Genomic DNA, 21302 nt, shown 5'->3' on the forward strand with positions numbered 1-21302 from the left:
GGAGTTGGTATGTCGACGCATATTGGCGAGCCGCAAGACTCGTATATTGAAGAGATCCCGCAGGACGAACGGCGGTTTACCCGGATGGGCTGGCTGGTAGTGGGAATTGGTCTGTTCGGATTTTTGGTCTGGGCAGCGTTCGCCCCTCTGGATAAAGGGGTGGCATCACCGGGATCGGTAACCGTTTCCGGCAACCGCAAAACGGTGCAGGCCCCGGCCAGCGGCATCATCAAGAATATCGCGGTGAAAGACGGCGACAAGGTGAAAGCTGGTGAGGTTCTGGTGCAATTGAGCCAGGTGCAGGCACAGGCTCAGGTTGATTCGCTGCGCGATCAGTACTACACCACGCTGGCCACCGAAGGGCGTTTACTGGCTGAACGCGATGGTCTGAGCAAGGTCACTTTTTCCCCTGTTTTCACCCAGGTTAAGGATCAGCCGCGCGTGGCCGAAATCATCGCGTTGCAAACGCAGCTGTTCGCCTCTCGCCGCCAGGGGCTGCAAAGTGAAATTGACGGTTATAAGCAGTCGATGGATGGGATCCGCTTCCAGTTGAAAGGCCTGCAGGATTCGCGCGCCAACAAGCAGATCCAACTTTCCAGCCTGCGTGAGCAGATGAACAGCATGAAGCAACTGGCGGCGGACGGTTATTTGCCGCGCAACCGTTATCTGGAAGTCCAGCGCCAGTTCGCTGAGGTGAACAGCAGCATCGATGAAACCATCGGGCGGATTGGTCAATTGCAAAAGCAGCTGCAGGAATCTCAGCAGCGTATCGATCAGCGCTTCGCCGACTATCAGCGCGAGGTCAGGACGCAACTGGCGCAAACCCAAATGGACGCCAGCGAGTTCCGCAACAAGCTGCAAATGGCCGACTTCGATCTGGGCAACACCGCCATCACCTCACCGGTGGATGGCACCGTGGTCGGATTGAATATTTTCACTCAGGGGGGCGTCGTGGGAGCGGGTGACCACCTGATGGACGTTGTACCCAGCCAGGCGACGCTGGTGGTGGATTCTCGCCTGAAAGTCGATTTGATCGACAAGGTGTACAACGGGTTGCCGGTGGATCTGATGTTTACCGCCTTCAACCAAAACAAAACCCCGAAAATTCCGGGGACGGTCACGTTGGTTTCCGCCGACCGCCTGGTCGACAAAGCCAATGGAGAACCTTACTACCAGATGCAGGTCACGGTCTCGCCGGAGGGCATGAAGATGCTCAGTGGCGAGGACATCAAGCCGGGGATGCCGGTCGAGGTGTTCGTGAAAACGGGCTCACGCTCGCTGCTGAGTTATCTGTTTAAACCTATTTTGGATCGCGCTCATACTTCATTAACCGAGGAATAATTTTGATTCAATCAAAACGACAGGCTGCCGGTCTGGTTATCGGCACCCTTTTGTTTGCGATATCTGCGCCGGTTTATTCGATAGGGATTTTAGACGCATATTCGCTGGCATTAGAAAAGGACCCGACCTACCGGGCGGCTATAAAAGAGAAAGAAGCGGGAGATGAGAACGAAAACATCGGCAGGGCGGGGCTGCTGCCGAAGGTATCGCTGAACTACCAGAATTCGCCGCGCAACTGGCAAACGCAGAAGTACCCGGCGAGTGACATTTTTGGAAATAGCCTTGGAGAGGCAACCAAGCGACAACAGTATCGCAGCCATTCCAGTTCGATCACGCTGACGCAGCCGCTATTCGACTATGAAGCGTACGCCCGCTACAAAGCCGGCGTGGCACAGACGATGATGTCGGACGAGCGCTATCGCGGCAAGTTGCTGGATCTCGCTGTTAGGGTGATTAACGCCTATGTTGAAGTCGCCTATTCCAAGGATCAAATCGCGTTGGCCGAAGCGCAAAAGGCGGCTTACAAGGAACAGCTGACCTTGAACGATCGCCTGATGAGCGCGGGTGAAGGCACCATTACCGACGTATCGGAAACCCAGGCGCGCTACAGCCTGGCCGAAGCGCAGGTAATTGAAGCGCGCGACGCGCTGGACGCCGCACAGCGCGAGCTGGAAGTGATTATCGGCATGCCGCTGAACCAACTGGATGAATTGCAGGCCCTGCGGCCGGGCAAGTTCAAGGTGGCACCGCTGATCCCGTCCAAGTTCGAAGATTGGCAGAAGATCGCGCTGGAGAACAACCCGGTGCTGGCCGCGTCGCGTCATGGCGTGGATGCCGCCAAGTATGATGTCGAAAGGAATCGTGCGGGCTTTATGCCGCAGGTGCAGCTGTATGCTTCGCATTCGGAAAACGATTCCAGCAGCGATAATACGGTTAACCAGAAATACCGTACCGACAGCATCGGCGTGCAGGTCAGCATGCCTATTTATTCCGGCGGCGGCGTTTCGGCGTCGACCCGGCAGGCGGCGGCGCGCTATGGCCAGGCGATGTATGAAATGGATGCACAGACGGGCACCACGCTCAACGATCTGCGCAAGCAATACAATTTGTGCATCAGCAGCCGCGCCAAGGTGGCGGCCTATGAGTTGGCGGTACAATCGGCTACTACACAGGTGACGGCGACTCGGCAGAGCGTGCTGGCCGGGCAACGCGTCAACGTCGATGTGCTCAACGCCGAACAGCAGCTCTATAGCGCCCAGCGCGATCTGGCTTCCGCCAAGTACGCCTACATCAAATCATGGATCACCTTGCTGAGCGACTCCGGTACGTTGGATGAAAAAGATGTTATGCGGGTCGCGCAGTATTTTGCCCGCAGTCGCTAGCAACATATTCACTATGAGCATTAATCTGAAAGAGCAGCGCTATGCTGCTCTTTTTTTGTTAATACGTTATGTTATCGGCAGGTTGTTCCTCCTGTGTTTTTACTCGTCGGGTTTATTTCTGAACATAATTCCTGGCAAAGGGCGGTAGGTTAGGGGAATTTATACTTTAGCAAAATGTAGCGATTGGTCGACGATCGTACGAATTTTAGAATGATGCTGCTGATGAGTGGCGTCGTCCTTATAAGAACGATGACTGAGTAAAGGGTAGATAATGTCCAAACTAATCCCTGTGGTTATGGCCGGCGGTACTGGGAGCCGTCTGTGGCCGATGTCGCGAGAATCGTTCCCTAAACAGTTTCTTTCTATTGATGACAGTGGGATGAGCCTGCTGCAACAGACGTTACAGCGCTTGTCGGGGCTGGGCGGTATTGAAATTGCCGCTCCTTTGGTCATTTGCAATGAGGAACATCGTTTTTTGGTTGCCGAGCAATTGCGTGAAATCGGACAATTAGCGACCAATATCATTTTAGAGCCCGTAGGGCGCAATACCGCGCCGGCAGTGGCGTTAGCCGCTCATCTGGCAGCGGAAGAAGACGAAGACAGCATGCTCTTGGTGCTGGCTGCAGATCATCTGATCACGAAGGTCGATAATTTTCACGCGGCGATCCAGACGGCTATCTCGTTTGCAGGCAATAACCATCTGGTCACGTTTGGCATTATTCCGGAACATCCGGAAACCGGGTACGGCTACATCAAACGCGGCAGTCACCTGTCCAATGATTGTTTCAAGGTTGATTCATTCGTGGAAAAACCACGTTTGGAGAAAGCGATCGAATACCTCGCCAGCGGAGATTATAGCTGGAACAGCGGTATGTTCATGTTTAAGACCGCCAAGTTCTTACAGGAATTGCGGCAGTTCAGTCCCGACATCTTTAGCACAACCCAGCAGTCTGTGGGTAAGAGCCAACGCGACATGAATTTTATCCGGGTTGAGCAAGACATCTTCAAACACTGTCCAAGTGATTCCATCGACTATGCGGTGATGGAAAAAACGCGTGATGCCGTAGTGATTCCCATTGATGCCGGCTGGAGCGACGTCGGCTCCTGGTCTTCACTGTGGAACGTTTCCGAAAAAGATCCGTTGGGCAATGTCAACGTGGGTGACGTTATTTCGATCGACTCCAGTGACAATTACATTTCGTCGGAGTCTGCGTTGGTGGCAACCATTGGGTTGGAAAATCTTATCGTGGTCAACACCACTGACGCCTTGCTGATCGCTCACAAGGATAAAGTACAGGATGTAAAGAAAGTGGTTGATGAGCTTAAAAAGCGCAATCTTCATCACTTTCGCCAACATTCCACCGCCTACCGGCCCTGGGGCAAGATTTGCGACATCGACAGCGGCACGCACTTCCAGGTGAAGAAAATCATTGTGCGGCCAGGGGAGGGATTGTCGGTGCAACGCCATCTCCACCGTGCCGAACATTGGATCGTTGTGAGTGGGACAGCAAGAGTTAACGTTGATGATCAAGAGTTCTTCTTGTCGGAAAATCAGTCTACCTTCATTCCTGCGGGCAGTGTCCATACGCTAGAAAACCCGGGAAAAATCGATTTGGAAATGATCGAGGTCAGGTCGGGGCGCTATCTGGAAGAAGATGATATTGAGCGTTTGCAAGATCGCTATGGCAGAATTTAACAGGGTTTGGTAATGCAAAAATTGACGTGTTTTAAAGCTTATGACATCCGGGGAAAGCTGGGTGAAGAGCTGAATGAGGACATCGCGTATCGTATTGGACGTGCCTATGGCGAGTTTTTGAAGCCCAAACGGATCGTGTTGGGCTGCGATGTGCGGTTGACCAGTGAAAGCCTGAAACTGGCGCTGGCGAAAGGGTTACAGGATTCAGGCACTGATGTGATAGACATCGGTTTAACCGGTACCGAAGAAATCTATTTCGCCACAACCTATTTAAAAGCCGATGGTGGCGTGGAAGTGACCGCCAGCCATAATCCTATCGATTACAACGGCATGAAGTTAGTGCGCGAAGGCTCTCGCCCAATCAGCGGCGATACCGGGCTACGAGCGATTCAAGAACTGGCGGAGAAAAATCACTTTCAGGCGCCGGCAGCAACGCGCGGTAGCTATGTCCGCCAGGACGTATTGGGGGCTTATGTAGAGCACATACTGTCTTACGTCGACGTGAAAAACTTCAAGCCGTTGAAGCTGGTGCTCAACTCGGGCAACGGTGCGGCAGGGCATGTGATTGATGCCATCGAGGCGCAACTCAAGGCGCGGGGCGTGCCGTTGGAATTTATCAAGGTGCATCACCAGCCGGACGGGGCTTTCCCTAACGGTATTCCCAACCCTTTGCTGCCTGAATGTCGCGCGGATACCGCCGATGCGGTGCGTGAGCATGGCGCTGATATGGGGATCGCGTTCGACGGCGATTTCGATCGCTGCTTCCTGTTCGATGAAAAAGGCGATTTCATTGAGGGTTATTACATCGTCGGCTTGCTGGCGGAAGCCTTCCTGCAGAAACAGCCGGGAGCGAAGATCATCCACGATCCGCGTCTGAGTTGGAATACCGTCGATGTGGTCACCGATGCGGGTGGCGTGCCCGTGATGTCGAAAACCGGCCATGCTTTCATTAAGGAACGCATGCGTGCAGAAGACGCCATTTATGGCGGTGAGATGAGCGCCCACCACTATTTCCGTGATTTTGCTTATTGTGACAGCGGCATGATCCCGTGGCTGTTGGTTGCCGAACTGGTCAGTGTGAAAGGACAAACTTTGGGGCAACTGGTACAGGATCGCATTGCCGCCTACCCGTCTTCCGGTGAGATCAATATCAAACTGGCACAGCCGGCCGTGTCCATTGAAAGCGTCAAGCAATACTATTTGGCTCAAGCGGATGAGGTAGACTATACCGATGGCATCAGCATGTCGTTCGCAAACTGGCGTTTCAACCTGCGTTCCTCCAATACGGAACCTGTGGTGCGTCTTAATGTCGAATCGCGAGCCGATGTTGCGCTGATGCAAGCGAAGACCGACGAGATTTTGGCGTTGCTCGGTGCACAAATTTAACGCTTAATACATTGAATAGTCTAGGATGAGAGCGGTTTTACCGCTCTCTCTTCATGGTACGCCCAGAAGGTTGTATGATGCGCTCAGTATCGATGAGGGCGTTTTTTGTCGAATCAAGAATGTTGCGAAGTATAAGGGGGGGATATGGCAATTTTAGTTACCGGTGGTGCTGGTTACATCGGATCGCACACCGTGCTATCGCTCCTGGAGCGTGGCGAGGACGTCGTGGTGTTGGATAATTTGTCCAACTCATCTGCGGAGTCATTGCAGCGGGTGGAGAAACTGTCGGGGAAAGCCGCAGAGTTCCATCAGGGAGACGTTCAGGATGCCGAATGCCTGCAGCGCATCTTTGGCGCTCATGAGATCACTGCCGTGATCCATTTCGCCGGTCTTAAGGCGGTAGGGGAGTCAACGCGCAAGCCGCTGGAGTATTATCAGAATAACGTTACCGGCACGCTGGTGTTGTTGGATGCTATGCGTCGTGCCGGCGTGCACGACTTTATCTTTAGCTCTTCTGCCACTGTCTATGGTGCCAATTCGCCGGTACCTTATGTAGAGACGACACCGATCGGCGGGACAACCAGCCCTTATGGGACATCAAAGTTGATGGTGGAGCAGATCCTGCAAGATTTCGCTAAAGCAGAGCCTCAGTTCTCGATTATCGCCTTGCGTTATTTTAATCCGGTAGGTGCTCACGAGTCCGGTTTGATTGGTGAAGATCCCAATGGCATTCCCAATAACCTGCTGCCGTACATCTCACAAGTGGCTATCGGCAAGCTGGAGAAGCTGGGTATTTTCGGTGGGGATTATCCGACAAACGATGGAACGGGAGAACGCGATTACATCCATGTCATGGATCTGGCCGAAGGCCACCTGAAGGCGATGGATCATCTGCCAAAGATCAATGGATTTAAGGCCTACAACCTTGGGGCTGGCGTAGGGCATTCGGTGCTGGCGATGGTTCAGGCGTTTGAGAAAGCGTCAGGCGTAACGATCCCTTATCAGATCTTGCCACGTCGCGATGGCGACCTGCCTGCTTTCTGGGCCAATGCCGATCTGGCTTATCAGGAGCTGGGATGGAAAGTCAGCCGAGGCATTGATGATATGATGCGCGATACTTGGAATTGGCAGCGCACTAATCCACAAGGTTACCAAAAGTAATACCTTACAGATAAGCTCCCTCTCTTTGTTAGATCATGATTGCGGTTTGCGATCGCAATCATGCATCCCACCAGGATACACATTCTTTAAATATTATAACGTATTTAACAATGCGATCGCGATTGTTACACGGGTTAAGCCCTTTTCGGGCGCTGAGTGAGCGTTCATCTCAGATAAGCCTGAAAAAGCGGATAATCTACAGGTGTTTTGATGGCTAAGGTGGTAGCATACGCAGCAAAAATATTTATTATATCCGTCCCCTATACCTGACAGGGGGGGACACGAGTATGGCTTTTCGTGCCATATGCGAGGTACAACAGTGTGGCGAGTTTTGGCCATGGATAAAATTCAAAAGCAAGATCAGTCGGTTGGTAGCTGTTGAGCCAAGGGCGGTAGCGTGATTTTTGCAGGCCTTCATCACCGTGAGAGGTTGAGTAATCTCCTGTATTATCACTGCCAGCGAAATGCCCTTCGTTGCTGTTTGGCCTTCATCTAAGCACTGCATAAGGCAACAGTAAGCGCGATAATTGAACGTTATGTATTGGTGTGACCTAACTTAACATATTGTATTTAAAGCTTTATATATTTTTAGCGTCATAAGGACAAAAAATGTTATTACCTGTAATTATGGCAGGCGGTACTGGTAGCCGTTTATGGCCGATGTCACGAGAACTCCACCCTAAGCAGTTTTTGCGCTTGCACAGCGTAAATTCAATGCTTCAGGAAACGTTGAAACGACTCGATGGCGTGGAGATCGGTGAGCCTGTTGTAATCTGCAACGAAGACCACCGTTTTATGGTGGCTGAACAGCTGCGTCAAATTGATATGTTGTCACACAACATTATCCTGGAGCCCATTGGCAGAAATACTGCGCCAGCGATTGCTTTGGCTGCATTGAATGCTACCGCAGCAGGTAACGATCCTATCATGCTGGTATTGGCAGCAGACCATATCATCAAGGATGTTAATGTTTTCCACCAGGCGATCGAAGCAGCATTGCCTTACGCAGCGGAAAAAAGCCTGGTTACGTTTGGTATTGTGCCGACAGGTCCAGAAACTGGTTATGGTTACATCCAGCGTGGAGAGTGCTGCGATGATAAAGCGGTGGCCGCTAACGTAAAACGTTTTGTTGAGAAACCTGATCTCGCAACCGCTCAGGCCTATGTCGACTCCGGTGAATATTTTTGGAACAGTGGTATGTTCATGTTCCGTGCCAAGCGTTACCTGGAGGAACTGGAGGCATTCCGTCCCGATATCCTGGCTGCCTGTCGCCGCTCGCTGGATGATACCGAATGTGACAAAAACTTTATCAATGTCAATCGCGACGCCTTTGCGAGTTGCCCAGACGAGTCGGTCGATTATGCGGTAATGGAAAAAACACAAGATGCGGTCATGATCCCGCTGGATGCCGGTTGGAGTGATGTCGGCTCATGGTCTGCATTATGGGAAGTCAGCCAGAAAGATGGGGCTGGTAATGCATTGACCGGCGACACTTTCCTGCATAATACCCGTGATTGCTATATCAATACTGATGAAAAATTAGTTGCGGCTGTTGGCGTAGATAATCTGGTTATTGTTAACACTAAAGATGCCGTTCTCGTGGTTGATAAGTCGAAAGTTCAGGACGTTAAAAAAGTTGTTGAGTATCTGAAAAAACATAAGCGGAGTGAATATCGAAGACACCGCGAGGTTTATCGACCATGGGGTATTTGCGATATTTTGGTTGCTGAAAAGCGTTTTAATGTCAATCGTATCACCGTTAATCCCGGGGAAGCATTTTCTCTGCAAATGCACCATCACCGCACGGAACACTGGGTGGTTCTTTCTGGTACGGCTAAAGTAACAACGGGGGATAAAACGTTCTTACTTACCGAAAATCAGTCGACATTCATTCCAATTGGGGTTGTCCACCGTTTAGAAAATCCCGGAAATATTCCTTTGGAGCTGATTGAGATTCAGTCAGGCTCTTATTTAGGTGATGATGACATTATCCGTATTAAAGATCATTACGGTCGTTGCTAATTTTTGAGGTTTTAATGAGTGCCTTAACTTGTTTTAAAGCGTATGATATCCGTGGTCAACTAGGTGAAGAGCTGAATGAGGATATTGCCTATCGTATCGGCCGAGCTTATGGCGAATACCTGAAACCTCAGCGCGTTATCGTAGGTGGCGATGTACGGCTGACCAGCGAGTCTCTTAAAGTGGCTCTCGCCAACGGATTGCAGGATGCTGGTGTTGACGTATATGACATTGGTATGAGTGGCACTGAAGAAGTCTATTTTGCCACTTTCCATTTGAATATGGATGGCGGCATTGAAGTTACTGCTAGCCACAATCCAATGAATTATAATGGTATGAAACTGGTTAAGGCAAATGCTCAGCCGATTAGTGGTGATACCGGTTTATTTGCGATTAAAAAATTAGCGGAAGAAAATACGTTTCCTGCGGTAGTGAAGGATAAACGTGGTAGTTATCAACAAATATCCATTCTCACCGATTATGTAGATCATTTGCTGAAGTATATTGATGCAACAGCATTGAAGCCAATGAAATTGGTCATTAACTCTGGAAATGGTGCTGCAGGCCATGTTATCGACGAAATAGAGCGACGTTTCCAGCAAGAAAATATTCCCGTTACCTTTGTAAAGGTTCATCATCAACCTGATGGGAATTTCCCTAACGGTATCCCTAACCCGTTATTACCTGAATGTCGGGATGACACAGCAAAAGCCGTGCTTGAGCATCAGGCGGATATGGGAATTGCTTTTGACGGTGATTTCGATCGTTGTTTCCTGTTTGATGAGAAGGGCGCTTTCATCGAGGGCTACTATATCGTTGGCCTATTGGCAGAAGCTTTCCTGCAAGCCAACCCTGGCTCCAAGATTATTCATGATCCTCGTCTGTCATGGAATACCATCGATATCGTTACCCAAGCTGGTGGCATCCCTGTTATGTCCAAAACGGGGCATGCCTTTATCAAGGAGCGCATGCGCAAAGAAGATGCTATCTATGGTGGCGAGATGAGTGCGCACCATTACTTCCGTGATTTCGCTTATTGTGACAGCGGTATGATTCCATGGCTATTGGTAGCGGGTTTACTTTCAGTTAAAGGCAGTGTGTTGAGTCAGCTAGTGAAGGATCGTATGGAAGCGTATCCAGCATCTGGTGAGATTAATCGCAAATTGCCTGATGCTAAAGCTGCCATTGAGCGTGTTTTAGGCGTTTACAAAGATGATGCCGTGGCTTTTGACATGACAGATGGTATCAGCCTTGAATTCAATGAATGGCGTTTTAATCTGCGGACATCGAATACTGAACCTGTTGTACGTTTGAATGTTGAGTCAAAAGGGGATGTTGAATTGATGCAGAAAAAAACTAAAGAGATTCTGGCGCTCTTAGGCGGAGAATAACGATGAAAGAAATGTTATTAGCCATCTATGGTTACCGGGGTTTTATTTGGAGCAGTATTAAGCGGGACTTTCAGTCCCGTTACCAAACCAGCATGTTGGGAGCTTTATGGCTGGTATTGCAGCCGTTAGCGATGATTTTGGTATATACACTGGTATTCTCAGAAGTGATGAAGGCACGGATGCCTGATAATTCAGGCCCTTTTGCCTATAGTATTTATCTTTGCTCTGGGGTGCTGACGTGGGGATTATTTACTGAAATTCTTGATAAAAGCCAAAGTGTCTTCATTACTAATGCTAACTTAATAAAAAAGCTCAGCTTCCCAAAAATTTGCTTACCGGTCATTGTGACCGCGTCTGCGATTTTAAACTTCGCCATTATATTTAGCCTGTTTTTAATTTTTCTTGTTTTTACCGGAAACTTTCCCGGGGTTTTATTCTTCTCCGTCTTACCCGTTTTGGCTCTGCAAGTTCTGTTCACCGTCGGTCTGGGTATGACATTGGGCGTGATGAACGTTTTCTTCCGGGACGTTGGGCAGTTTGTTGGCGTATTATTGCAATTCTGGTTCTGGTTCACACCCATCGTTTATGTATTAAATTCGCTGCCTGAATGGGCCAGAACATCGCTGATGTACAATCCAATGGCCCGAGTTATGCAAGCATACCAGTCAATATTTGCATACCAACAGCAACCTAACTGGTACTCATTATGGCCAGTATTGGTTCTGGCCATAATTTTCTGTGCGTTTGGTATGAGATTGTTCAGGAAACACGCTGCAGATATGGTGGACGAGTTATAATGAGTTACATAAAAGTACATAATGTTGGCAAGGCATACAAACAGTATGCCTCTAAGACAGGGCGTCTGCTTGAGTGGATTTCGCCATTTAACACCGTCAAACATAAACTAAAATGGATCCTGCAGAACATCAGTTTTCATGTTGAGCCTGGTGAGGCGTTAGGCATTATTGGTATTAACGGTGCCGGTAAAAGTACATTACTGAAATTGATTACTGGCACAGCGAAACCAACCTGCGGCGAAATTGCTCTCGACGGTCGAGTTGCGGCATTATTGGAGCTCGGCATGGGCTTTCACTCGGATTTTACCGGGCGCCAAAACGTTTATATGTCAGGGCAACTGCTGGGTATGTCCGTCGAAAAAATTACGGAACTTATGCCGGAAATCGAGGCGTTCGCTGAGATCGGTGATTATATCGATCAACCGGTTCGTGTTTACTCAAGCGGTATGCAAGTTCGATTGGCATTTAGCGTTGCAACAGCGATTCGCCCGGATATTTTGATTGTTGATGAGGCCTTATCTGTTGGTGACGCTTATTTTCAGCATAAGAGTTTCGAGCGGATACGTGAGTTTCGCAAGCTAGGAACCACCCTCTTGCTCGTGTCACATGACAAACAAGCGATCCAAAGCATATGTGATAGAGCTATTTTGCTTAACAAAGGCAGAGTAGAAATGGAGGGTGAGCCTGAAGCAGTAATGGATTACTATAATGCCCTACTCGCTGATAAGCAAAATGTGTCGATTCGTCAGGTTGAAAATAATGGAAAATTGCAGACGCTCTCTGGCTCAGGCGAGGCAACTATTACCGATATTAGTCTTCTTAGTACCGAAGGTGAAAGTATTGAGGTGGTAGCGGTAGGGCAACCTGTCAACCTTCAGGTGAAGGTGCATGTCAATGAGGCTGTTCCTGAACTTGTCGTGGGATATTTGATTAAAGACCGATTGGGACAGCCGGTTTTTGGTACCAATACTCATCATCTGAAACAGCCATTATTCGATTTGAAAGAGAATGAATCGAGAACCTTTTCATTTGCGTTCTCTGCCAATTTGGGGGTTGGGTCTTACTCGGTTGCCGTAGCGTTACATACGGCAGGAACTCATGTTGGAAAAAATTACGAATGGCGCGATCTGGCGGTTGTTTTCAACGTTGTTAATTCAAACGAGAAAGATTTTATTGGAGTAGCTTGGTTGCCCCCTAAGTTGGAGATTTTTGAATGAGTGGTAATTTTTATCGCGTTTTTGAGGAAAAACATCGGGGGAGCGTACAAGATATCAAACAACGCTTATCTGTATATCTTCCTTTTATTATGGCGTTGGCAAAAATTTACCCTTCAGCTGAAGTTGTCGATGTTGGCTGTGGGCGTGGAGAATGGCTCGAGATCTTACGAGATAATGCTATTCCTGCCATGGGGGTTGATCTCGATGATGGTATGCTCGAACGTGCTTTGCAGGTCGGGCTGAACGTGAAGAAAATGGACTGCCTGGATTTCCTCCAGCAGCAGGAGGACTGCAGTCTACTGGCCATCACCGGTTTTCATATCGCAGAACATCTGCCCTTCGAGTTTTTACAGTCTTTGGTGAAAGAGGCATTGCGGGTGCTTAAACCCGGTGGTTTGCTGATTCTGGAGACGCCAAACCCCGAAAATGTAAGCGTTGGAACCTGTTCTTTTTATATGGATCCGACGCACAACCATCCGCTGCCTCCAGCGTTGCTCGAATTCATTCCGAACTATTACGGTTTTCTGAGAACTAAAATACTGCGTTTGCAGGAAAAAGCGGCACTGAGAGACGAAGAGACATCGGTATATTTGGTCGATGTGTTGAAAGGTGTCAGCCCAGACTATAGCATGATTGCCCAAAAAGAGGGTGAGGCATCGATTGTCGGTGAGTTGGACGCCTATTTTGATAAAGAATATGGGGTTACTCTCGACGGCTTAAGCGATCGCTATGACCTACGCTTGAATAACGAGTTTAAGCGAATGAACACGGCGTTGCGTGCGCAGACAGTGAAGTTCCACGAAGTGAGTAACCAATTGGAGCGTTTTCAGCACCAATTGGACAAGTCACATCAAGAGCTGATGGCTGTACATGCTAATAATCAAAGCCTACAGCAGCAGCTCATTGACGTGCATGCTAACAATCAGAGTCTGCAACAACAGCTTTTTGATGCGCATACCAGCAATTCCTGGCGTGTGACCTCCCCATTGCGTTGGGTTTCATATCAATTTAAAGCGGTACGTGAGCAAGGCGTTAAAACTCGAGCTCGCAAAGCAGCCAAAAAGGTTTTGAGAAAGGGAATAAATACGGCTCTGGCTTTATTTCATGAACATCCTAAATTCAAAACATTCATTCTTTCCAGCGCTAGAAAGCTGGGTGCTTACCGATTTCTGCAATCTGTTTTCAGACGGGTTTTAATTTCCGCACCTGACTATCACGCCGATCTTATGGTGAATGAACGTCATGTTGTGTATAAGGAAAATATGACGAGCAGAGCTATCGATATATATGAGCAGCTAAAGAGAATAAATAATAAGAAACACGGGGATTCATAATGCGTATTGTTATTGACCTGCAAGGAGCACAAACGGAAAGCCGTTTTCGGGGTATTGGCCGTTATACTCTTTCGATTGCAAAGGCAATCATCCGTAATAACAGTCAACACGAAATTTTTATTGCTTTGTCTGCGCTGTTTCCCGAAACCATCGCTGAACTTAAAGCGCAATTTGCTCGCTTAGTGCCGGCCGAAAATATCGTTATCTGGTATGCGCCTGGCCCTGTCAGAGCGATGGATAGAAACAATGCTTGGCGCAGTGAGTGTGCAGAATATGTGCGTGAAGCCTTCTTACATAATCTTAAACCTGATGTCGTTTTTATAACCAGTTTGTTCGAAGGGCATGTAGATAATGCGGTGACGTCGATCGCTAAATTAACGCCAAAAACTAAAGTGGCGGTGTTGCATCACGATCTAATCCCTTTGGTACAAGCGGATGTTTACCTGCAAGATGACGTTTATAAAGATTATTATTTAAAGAAAATCAATTGGTTGAAGAACGCGGATCTGCTGCTGACCAACTCGGACTATACTTCTTCGGAGGTGATTGAGTGGTTGGATATTCCCGAAAGCAAAGTGTGCACGATTTCGGCGGCGACCGAAGAACATTTTGATATCAGCGAGATTTCCGCTAATAATTTTTCTGAATTAAAAGAGAAATATGGCATTACCCGTGATGTCGTACTTTATGCTCCTGGCGGTTTTGACTCCCGTAAAAACTTCAAGAGGTTGATTGAGGCTTACAGCAAATTAACGCCTGAATTGCGTGAAAAAAATCAACTGGTTATCGTTAGTAAGCTATCGGACAGCGATCGCAGTTATCTGCATTCCATCGCGCGTAATCAACAACTGCGTGATGACGAGATGGTTCTGACTGGATATGTATCGGAACAGGATCTGGTCGTGTTTTATCAGTTGGCCAAGTTGTTTGTCTTTGCTTCGTTGCATGAAGGCTTTGGATTACCGATTCTGGAGGCCATGACGTGCGGTGCGGCGACAATCGGTTCTAACGTCACCAGTATCCCGGAAGTGATCGGTTATGCCGATGCGCTGTTTGATCCCTATTCTGTTGAGTCAATAAGCGACAAGCTTCAACAGGCTTTAAGCGATGACGTTTTCCTCGCTCAATTAAAGAAACACGCTTTGGAGCAATCCGCCAAGTTTTCGTGGGATAAGGCGGGAACTATCGCCTTGTCTCGTTTTGAGCGGTTAGTTGCTGAGGCCGGAGATGTGGAGTTTGAATCGGTAACGTCATCGCAATTGATCTCCGCCGTTTCCTCGATCAAATGTCGTGAAGAGCCTTCGGATAACGATCTGCGGTCAACCGCTGAGGCGATGGATAGAAATGCCAAAAGACTCGAGTTGCAAGGCATTGCGCTAGAGTCTCTCTCTTGGCGCGTTGAAGGACCTTTTGACAGCTCCTATAGCCTGGCTTTGGTAAATCGAGAATTCGCGCGAGCACTCAGTCGCGACAATGTTGACGTTCTGCTGCATTCAACGGAAGGGCCTGGCGACTTTGCTCCAAATGAAACCTTCCTAAGTGATGAAAGTAATGCGGATTTGAAGGCATTCCATTCGCGTTTGCAGCAGCGGAGTGAGCAGCAGGTTAATGTATTGAGCCGCAATATCTATCCGCCACGCGTCAGCAACATGGCTGCGGATGTGAAGCTTTTGCATTGCTATGCATGGGAAGAAAGTGGCTTTCCACAAGGTTGGATCAATAATTTCAACCGTGAATTGGATGCGATCCTTTGCACTTCAGAACATGTGCGCAAAGTATTGATTGATAATGGTACTAAAGTTCCCGTTTTTAATGTCGGGAATGGTTGCGAGCACTGGGAGCGGATTCAGTCAGCCAATCCTCCGCAACTGAACGCCAAAGCATTCAAATTCCTGCATGTTTCTTCGTGCTTCCCGCGGAAGGGGGTTCAGGCGATGCTGGCGGCCTATGGCGCCGCTTTTACCGGAGAGGATGATGTTTCCCTGGTCATCAAAACTTTCCCTAACCCGCACAATGAAATTCAGGCATGGCTTACGCAAGCTCAGAAGCGGCACGTCAATTATCCCCATGTCATTATTATCGAGCAGGATATGCCGGAACAAGAGCTGAAAGCGCTCTATGAACAGTGTGATGTCTTGGTGGCGGCAAGCTGTGCTGAAGGATTTGGTTTGCCGATTGCGGAGGCGATGTTGAGCGGTTTACCCGCTATCACCACTGGTTGGAGCGGGCAGCTTGATTTTTGCACGCAGGAAAATTCATGGCTGGTTGATTATCGTTTTGAACGCGCGAAGACCCATTTTGGCCTGTTTTCTTCATCATGGGTGCATGCCGATATTGATAAACTGGCCGAGGCGATGGCGCAGGCGGCGGCGACTGACAAAAAGCAACTATCGGCAATGGCAGCAAAAGGGCGTGAACTGATACTTAGTCAGTTTACCTGGAGCTCGGTTGCGCAGCGATCAAAGGCTGCGGTAGGCGAATTGCGTAAGCATTTTGACGTCGCTCAAGTGGAACCCCGGATTGGCTGGCTCTCGACGTGGAATACCAAATGCGGCATCGCCACCTATTCCCAACATTTGGTAGCTGACATGCCCAGCGACCAAATTGTGATTTTTGCACCGACAGCAAATGATCTGGTACATGCGGACGAAGGTAACGTTCTGAGGAGTTGGGTTGTTGGAAAAGAAGACAACTACCTTGATGCTTTAGATACTCAAATTGAAACCCTGAATCTGAATACCTTGGTCATCCAGTTTAACTATGGATTCTTTAACCACCGCGAGTTATCTGCCTTTATCAAAAGGCATCACCAGGCGGGACGGGTTATCGTTATGGCCATGCATTCGACGGTTGATCCGATCGAAAAAGAGCCGTATTGGAATTTCCGTTTATCAGAAATGACTGACGCGTTGAAAATGTGTGACCGTTTGCTGGTTCATTCTATTGCTGATATCAACCGCCTGAAGTTGCTTGGACTAGTCAATAATGTCACTCTGTTCCCACATGGCGTGATTAACTATCCCGCTCTGGCATCGACTGCTCATCGTAATCTGCCGCCTTTGGTTGCAAGCTATGGTTTTTGCCTGCCGCATAAAGGGTTGAAGGAACTTATCGAAGCCGTGGCCTATTTGAAAAAAGCGGGGAACCCTATTCGACTAAGGTTGGTCAATGCGGAATACCCCGTCAGTGAATCCACCGCTTTGGTTCGTGAGCTTAAAGAGACTGCGGCTAATTTGAAGGTTGAAGATCTGGTTGAGATGCATAACGATTTTCTTGATGATAAAGAAAGCTTACGTCTGCTCTCTGACGCCGATCTGCTGGTTTTCGCGTATCAAAATACCGGCGAATCGGCCAGTGGTGCCGTTCGCTACGGCATGGCGACGCATAAACCTGTGGCAGTGACGCCGCTCGCTATTTTTGATGATCTTGGTGACGCTGTCTTCAAATTGAAGGGAACCTCCGTAGTGGATGTTGCTGAAGGTATTGCAGATATTATTTCTGAGATTGTTAAAAACTCTTCGAGTGCAGTTGAAACGCAACGACGTGCTGATGCGTGGTGCGAGCAGCATGATTATCATGCCGTTGCCAGACGGCTAGAAAACATGTGTGCGGGCTTGTTAAGAGCAAAACATTTCAAATAACCTCCTCTAGCTATAGCCTTATTCAATGCAGTAGGTGTGATTTCTACTACTGCATTGAATCTACTATGTTGAAAGCATAGATATTCTATGGAATGTGACTTTAGATGAAAATAATTCTTTCCGTTGAGCCTATCAAGTTCCCGTTGACTGGCATAGGGCGTTATACCTATGAGTTGGCAAAAGGCTTGCAAAGCCACAACGAAATTGAAGAACTAAATTTTTTCTCCGGTACCCGTTTTTTATCTAACATACCTACGGCAAAAAATACATCTGATAGTAGTCACTGGTTGAAAAAAATTGTGCAGAGCAATTCATTGGCTATTGAGACCTACAGATTGCTTATGCCACAACTAAAAAAGAAGGCGCTGCGTGGCTACGAACGTTGCCTTTTTCATGGACCTAATTATTTCCTCCCTCCTTTTGACGGCCCTGCAGTGGCAACGTTTCATGATCTTTCTCCTTTTAAATGGGAGCACTGTTTCGATCCTAAAAGGAATCGTTATACCAAGAAAGAAATGATGAAAGCATTATCGAGGGCGAATGGTCTCATCACGGTCTCGAACTATATTCGTAAAGAGATTCATGAATATTTCGATTATCCAATTGAGAAAATCCACACGGTTCATCTGGCAAGCTCGCCTGATTTTTACCCTCGTCAGGTAGAAAACGTATCTGGAGTTTTAAAAAAATTTGATTTAAGCTATAAAGCCTTCACCTTATTCGTTGGTACCATTGAGCCGAGGAAGAATATTCTTTCCCTTATTCATGCTTATAGAAAACTGCCTGACGGATTGCGTGCCCGTTATCCATTAGTCCTCTCCGGCTATAAGGGATGGCGCAATGATGACATTATGCAGGAAATAGAGCGAGGACAGCGTGAGGGATGGCTCAAGTATCTGGGATTTGCGGCTGCAGAAGAATTGCCATTATTGTACTCTGCAGCCAGGCTGTTTGTTTTCCCATCACACTATGAAGGCTTTGGGCTTCCGGTATTGGAAGCGATGAGCTCGGGAACTCCGGTGATTTGTTCCAACAGTTCATCTTTGCCGGAAATCGCAGGTGATGCGGCATTAACTCACTCTCCTGAGGATGTCAGCTTATTAACGCAGCTTATTATCAGAGGGCTGACAGATGAAGCGTGGAGAAAGGATGCAATTGCATTAGGTTTGTCACATGCAGCAACGTTTTCCTGGAAAAATTGCACTAGCCAAACTTTAAACGTTTATCAAAAATTGACTAATAATGATTAAAGTACTCCATTTTTATAAAACCTATTATCCTGACTCATTTGGCGGCATTGAGCAAGTGATATACCAACTCGCTGAAGGTGGGGTAGAGAAGGGTATATCGACGGATGTTTTGTCCGTAACGCCTGCAGATAAGGATAGTTGCGAAACTATTTCACAGCATACAGCTCATAAAGTCAGACAAGATTTCAGCATTGCATCTAACCCATTTTCATTTCGTGTCATAAAGAAATTTAAAGAGCTCAGCGAGCAAGCGGATATCATCCACTATCATTTCCCATGGCCATACATGGATCTTGTACACTTCCTCTCGGGAGTGAATAAGCCGACAGTAGTTAGTTATCACTCTGACATTATCAGGCAAAAAAACCTTCTTAGGTTATATAAGCCACTGATGCACCTGTTCTTGCGTAAAATAGATTGCATCGTAGCAACATCACCGAACTATGTGGCCACCAGTGACGTATTGGAAACGTTCAAAAATAAAGTCTCTGTGATTCCGATAGGTCTGGATAAAGAGACATATCCGGTGCCAGAGCCGAGCCGCTTGGAAAAATGGCAGCGTCAGCTCGGCCAACCATTTTTCTTATTTATTGGCACGTTACGCTATTATAAAGGGTTACATATACTGCTAGAGGCGGCTATCGGTGCAAACTATCCTATCGTGATCGTAGGGGCCGGGCCGATCGAAAGTGAATTGCGTGAGCAGGCTCAGAACTTGGGACTGAAAAACGTTCATTTTCTTGGCGCATTGCCGGATGAGGATAAATCGGCACTACTGACGCTGAGCTATGGTATTGTATTTCCGTCACATTTACGCTCGGAAGCGTTTGGCATTTCGCTACTGGAAGGTGCCATGTACCGAAAACCCATGATTTCAAGTGAAATAGGGACAGGAACTACCTTTATCAACGTCAATGATCAGACGGGACTGGTGATCCCTCCATCGGATCCTTCGGCATTGAGAAAGGCAATGGATAAGCTTTGGGAGAACCCCAAGTTGGCGGAGACATTCGGTAATAAGGCGTATGAACGCTACGAAGAGATGTTCACCTCCAAACAAATGGTCGAGGCATACGCGAAAATCTACGAATCCCTGCTGGGAAGGCATAATAAGCCCGATTGAATGGTCTGGCAGGTTACTGAAAATTTAGACGAGTTATGTGACCTATCGCACCAATCACTACCCACCCGGCTCAATCCTGAGTTAACATGTGTGCCACATCACAAAACCTGCTGGCCGACGTTGCCGGCAGGGTCATCCTCAGACAGGAGTTCCTAAATGTCCAAGCAACAAATCGGCGTTGTCGGCATGGCGGTAATGGGCCGCAACCTCGCGCTGAACATCGAGAGCCGTGGTTACACCGTTTCCATTTTCAACCGTTCTGGCGACAAAACTGACGAAGTGATCGCTGAGAACCCGGGCAAGAATCTGGCGCCGTATTACACCGTTGAAGAGTTTGTCGAATCACTGGAAAAACCGCGCCGCATCCTGCTGATGGTGAAAGCGGGCGAAGCAACGGATAAAACCATTGCCTCGCTGACTCCGCACCTGGACAAGGGCGATATCCTGATCGACGGCGGCAACACCTACTATCAGGACACCATCCGTCGTAACCGCGAACTGTCCGACCAGGGCTTCAACTTCATCGGCACCGGCGTTTCCGGCGGTGAAGAGGGCGCGCTGAAAGGGCCTTCCATCATGCCTGGCGGCCAGAAAGAAGCTTACGAGCTGGTGGCGCCAATCCTGGAGAAAATCGCTGCGGTTGCGGAAGGCGAGCCTTGCGTGACCTACATCGGCGCAGACGGCGCCGGCCACTATGTGAAGATGGTGCACAACGGCATCGAATACGGCGACATGCAACTGATTGCCGAAGCCTATTCTCTGCTGAAACAGGCGTTGAATCTGAGCAACGAGCAGCTGGCCGAAACCTTCGCCGAGTGGAACAAGGGTGAACTGAACAGCTACCTGATCGACATCACCAAAGACATCTTCACCAAGAAAGACGAAGAAGGTAAATACCTGGTCGATGTGATCCTGGACGAAGCCGCCAACAAAGGCACCGGCAAATGGACCAGCCAGAGCTCGCTGGATCTGGGCGAACCGCTGTCGCTGATCACCGAATCGGTATTCGCACGCTACCTGTCCTCGCTGAAAGATCAGCGCGTTGCCGCGTCTAAAGTGCTGACCGGCCCGAAAGTGGCGCCGTTCACTGGCGACAAAGCTGAATTCATCGAGAAAGTGCGTCGCGCGCTGTATCTGGGCAAAATCGTGTCCTACGCGCAGGGCTTCTCTCAGCTGAAAGCCGCGTCTAAAGAAAACAACTGGGATCTGCACTACGGCGAAATCGCCAAGATCTTCCGTGCCGGCTGTATCATCCGCGCCCAGTTCCTGCAGAAGATCACCGACGCTTACGCAGCGGACGCCGATATCGCCAACCTGCTGCTGGCGCCATACTTCAAGCAAATCGCCGACGAGTACCAGCAGGCGCTGCGTGACGTAGTGGCCTACGCCGTGCAGAACGGTATCCCTACGCCAACCTTCTCCGCCGCGATCGCCTACTACGACAGCTACCGTTCAGCGGTGCTTCCGGCGAACCTGATCCAGGCGCAGCGCGACTACTTCGGCGCGCACACCTACAAACGCACCGACAAGGAAGGCGTGTTCCATACCGAATGGATGGAATAAC

14 protein-coding genes are annotated in these 21302 nt (G+C 48.7%); all 14 read left to right on the plus strand.

The genetic code is table 11. The annotated features are described in order from the left end of the window. Nucleotides 1-9: 9 nt before the first annotated feature. The 14 genes from GT753_RS03590 to gndA all read left to right on the plus strand — a co-directional run bounded on the left by GT753_RS03590 (nt 10) and on the right by gndA (nt 21301). Nucleotides 10-1341 (plus strand): HlyD family type I secretion periplasmic adaptor subunit, encoded by a 1332-nt coding sequence (locus GT753_RS03590; RefSeq protein ID WP_015377237.1) that lies wholly within the window; start codon nt 10-12, stop codon nt 1339-1341. 2 nt (nt 1342-1343) lie between these two features. Then, a complete protein-coding gene (locus GT753_RS03595) occupies nt 1344-2723 on the plus strand; it encodes a TolC family outer membrane protein (RefSeq protein WP_160125271.1) in 1380 nt (459 codons plus the stop codon). Nucleotides 2724-2994: 271 nt separating this feature from the next. Further along, the gene (locus GT753_RS03600) at nt 2995-4419 is read left to right on the plus strand and encodes a mannose-1-phosphate guanylyltransferase/mannose-6-phosphate isomerase (RefSeq protein ID WP_015377239.1); all 1425 of its coding nucleotides are present in this window, start codon (nt 2995-2997) and stop codon (nt 4417-4419) included. Nucleotides 4420-4431: 12 nt separating this feature from the next. After that, a complete protein-coding gene (gene cpsG / locus GT753_RS03605) occupies nt 4432-5805 on the plus strand; it encodes a phosphomannomutase CpsG (RefSeq protein ID WP_015377240.1) in 1374 nt (457 codons plus the stop codon). Nucleotides 5806-5949: 144 nt separating this feature from the next. Next, nucleotides 5950-6966, plus strand: a complete 1017-nt coding sequence (gene galE / locus GT753_RS03610; RefSeq protein WP_015377241.1) for a UDP-glucose 4-epimerase GalE — start codon at nt 5950-5952, stop codon at nt 6964-6966. Between the two features lie 609 nt (nt 6967-7575). Beyond that, nucleotides 7576-8988 (plus strand): mannose-1-phosphate guanylyltransferase/mannose-6-phosphate isomerase, encoded by a 1413-nt coding sequence (locus GT753_RS03615; RefSeq protein WP_015377242.1) that lies wholly within the window; start codon nt 7576-7578, stop codon nt 8986-8988. A 14-nt stretch (nt 8989-9002) separates the two neighbouring features. Next, nucleotides 9003-10376, plus strand: coding sequence for a phosphomannomutase CpsG (gene cpsG / locus GT753_RS03620; protein WP_025302181.1), 1374 nt, complete (start codon nt 9003-9005; stop codon nt 10374-10376). A gap of 11 nt (nt 10377-10387) precedes the next feature. Then, on the plus strand, nt 10388-11173 hold the full coding sequence (locus GT753_RS03625; protein ID WP_033633692.1) for an ABC transporter permease: 786 nt from the start codon (nt 10388-10390) through the stop codon (nt 11171-11173). Further along, on the plus strand, nt 11173-12390 hold the full coding sequence (locus GT753_RS03630) for an ABC transporter ATP-binding protein (protein ID WP_015377245.1): 1218 nt from the start codon (nt 11173-11175) through the stop codon (nt 12388-12390). Before GT753_RS03625 ends, GT753_RS03630 begins: the two co-directional genes overlap by 1 nt. Then, the gene (locus GT753_RS03635) at nt 12387-13724 is read left to right on the plus strand and encodes a bifunctional 2-polyprenyl-6-hydroxyphenol methylase/3-demethylubiquinol 3-O-methyltransferase UbiG (RefSeq protein WP_160125272.1); all 1338 of its coding nucleotides are present in this window, start codon (nt 12387-12389) and stop codon (nt 13722-13724) included. The genes GT753_RS03630 and GT753_RS03635 overlap by 4 nt, the downstream gene beginning before the upstream one ends. Beyond that, complete coding sequence (locus GT753_RS03640; protein WP_015377247.1) at nt 13724-17365, plus strand: glycosyltransferase; 3642 nt, start codon at nt 13724-13726, stop codon at nt 17363-17365. Before GT753_RS03635 ends, GT753_RS03640 begins: the two co-directional genes overlap by 1 nt. Nucleotides 17366-17469: 104 nt before the next feature. Further along, nucleotides 17470-18615: a glycosyltransferase family 1 protein gene (locus GT753_RS03645; RefSeq protein WP_015377248.1), complete on the plus strand. Its 1146-nt coding sequence runs from the start codon at nt 17470-17472 to the stop codon at nt 18613-18615. Beyond that, entirely contained in the window at nt 18608-19738 is a 1131-nt protein-coding gene (locus tag GT753_RS03650; RefSeq protein WP_021504313.1) for a glycosyltransferase family 4 protein, read from the plus strand. The genes GT753_RS03645 and GT753_RS03650 overlap by 8 nt, the downstream gene beginning before the upstream one ends. 156 nt (nt 19739-19894) lie before the next feature. Continuing rightward, nucleotides 19895-21301 carry an NADP-dependent phosphogluconate dehydrogenase gene (gene gndA / locus GT753_RS03655; protein ID WP_015377250.1) on the plus strand — a complete coding sequence of 469 codons (1407 nt, stop codon included), beginning with the start codon at nt 19895-19897 and terminating at the stop codon, nt 21299-21301. Nucleotide 21302: the final 1 nt, after the last annotated feature.

The organism is Serratia sp. Z4 (assembly GCF_009900725.1).
In the GTDB taxonomy this organism is placed as follows: Bacteria; Pseudomonadota; Gammaproteobacteria; order Enterobacterales; family Enterobacteriaceae; genus Serratia; species Serratia nematodiphila.

Excerpts from the sequence above, each read along its gene's own strand:
- GT753_RS03590 (WP_015377237.1), top strand. The coding sequence starts at position 10 with ATGTCGACGCATATTGGCGAGCCGCAAGACTCGTATATTGAAGAGATC.
- GT753_RS03600 (WP_015377239.1), top strand. The coding sequence starts at position 2,995 with ATGTCCAAACTAATCCCTGTGGTTATGGCCGGCGGTACTGGGAGCCGT.
- cpsG (WP_015377240.1), top strand. The coding sequence starts at position 4,432 with ATGCAAAAATTGACGTGTTTTAAAGCTTATGACATCCGGGGAAAGCTG.
- galE (WP_015377241.1), top strand. The coding sequence starts at position 5,950 with ATGGCAATTTTAGTTACCGGTGGTGCTGGTTACATCGGATCGCACACC.
- GT753_RS03615 (WP_015377242.1), top strand. The coding sequence starts at position 7,576 with ATGTTATTACCTGTAATTATGGCAGGCGGTACTGGTAGCCGTTTATGG.
- cpsG (WP_025302181.1), top strand. The coding sequence starts at position 9,003 with ATGAGTGCCTTAACTTGTTTTAAAGCGTATGATATCCGTGGTCAACTA.
- GT753_RS03625 (WP_033633692.1), top strand. The coding sequence starts at position 10,388 with ATGTTATTAGCCATCTATGGTTACCGGGGTTTTATTTGGAGCAGTATT.
- GT753_RS03630 (WP_015377245.1), top strand. The coding sequence starts at position 11,173 with ATGAGTTACATAAAAGTACATAATGTTGGCAAGGCATACAAACAGTAT.
- GT753_RS03635 (WP_160125272.1), top strand. The coding sequence starts at position 12,387 with ATGAGTGGTAATTTTTATCGCGTTTTTGAGGAAAAACATCGGGGGAGC.
- GT753_RS03640 (WP_015377247.1), top strand. The coding sequence starts at position 13,724 with ATGCGTATTGTTATTGACCTGCAAGGAGCACAAACGGAAAGCCGTTTT.
- GT753_RS03645 (WP_015377248.1), top strand. The coding sequence starts at position 17,470 with ATGAAAATAATTCTTTCCGTTGAGCCTATCAAGTTCCCGTTGACTGGC.
- GT753_RS03650 (WP_021504313.1), top strand. The coding sequence starts at position 18,608 with ATGATTAAAGTACTCCATTTTTATAAAACCTATTATCCTGACTCATTT.
- gndA (WP_015377250.1), top strand. The coding sequence starts at position 19,895 with ATGTCCAAGCAACAAATCGGCGTTGTCGGCATGGCGGTAATGGGCCGC.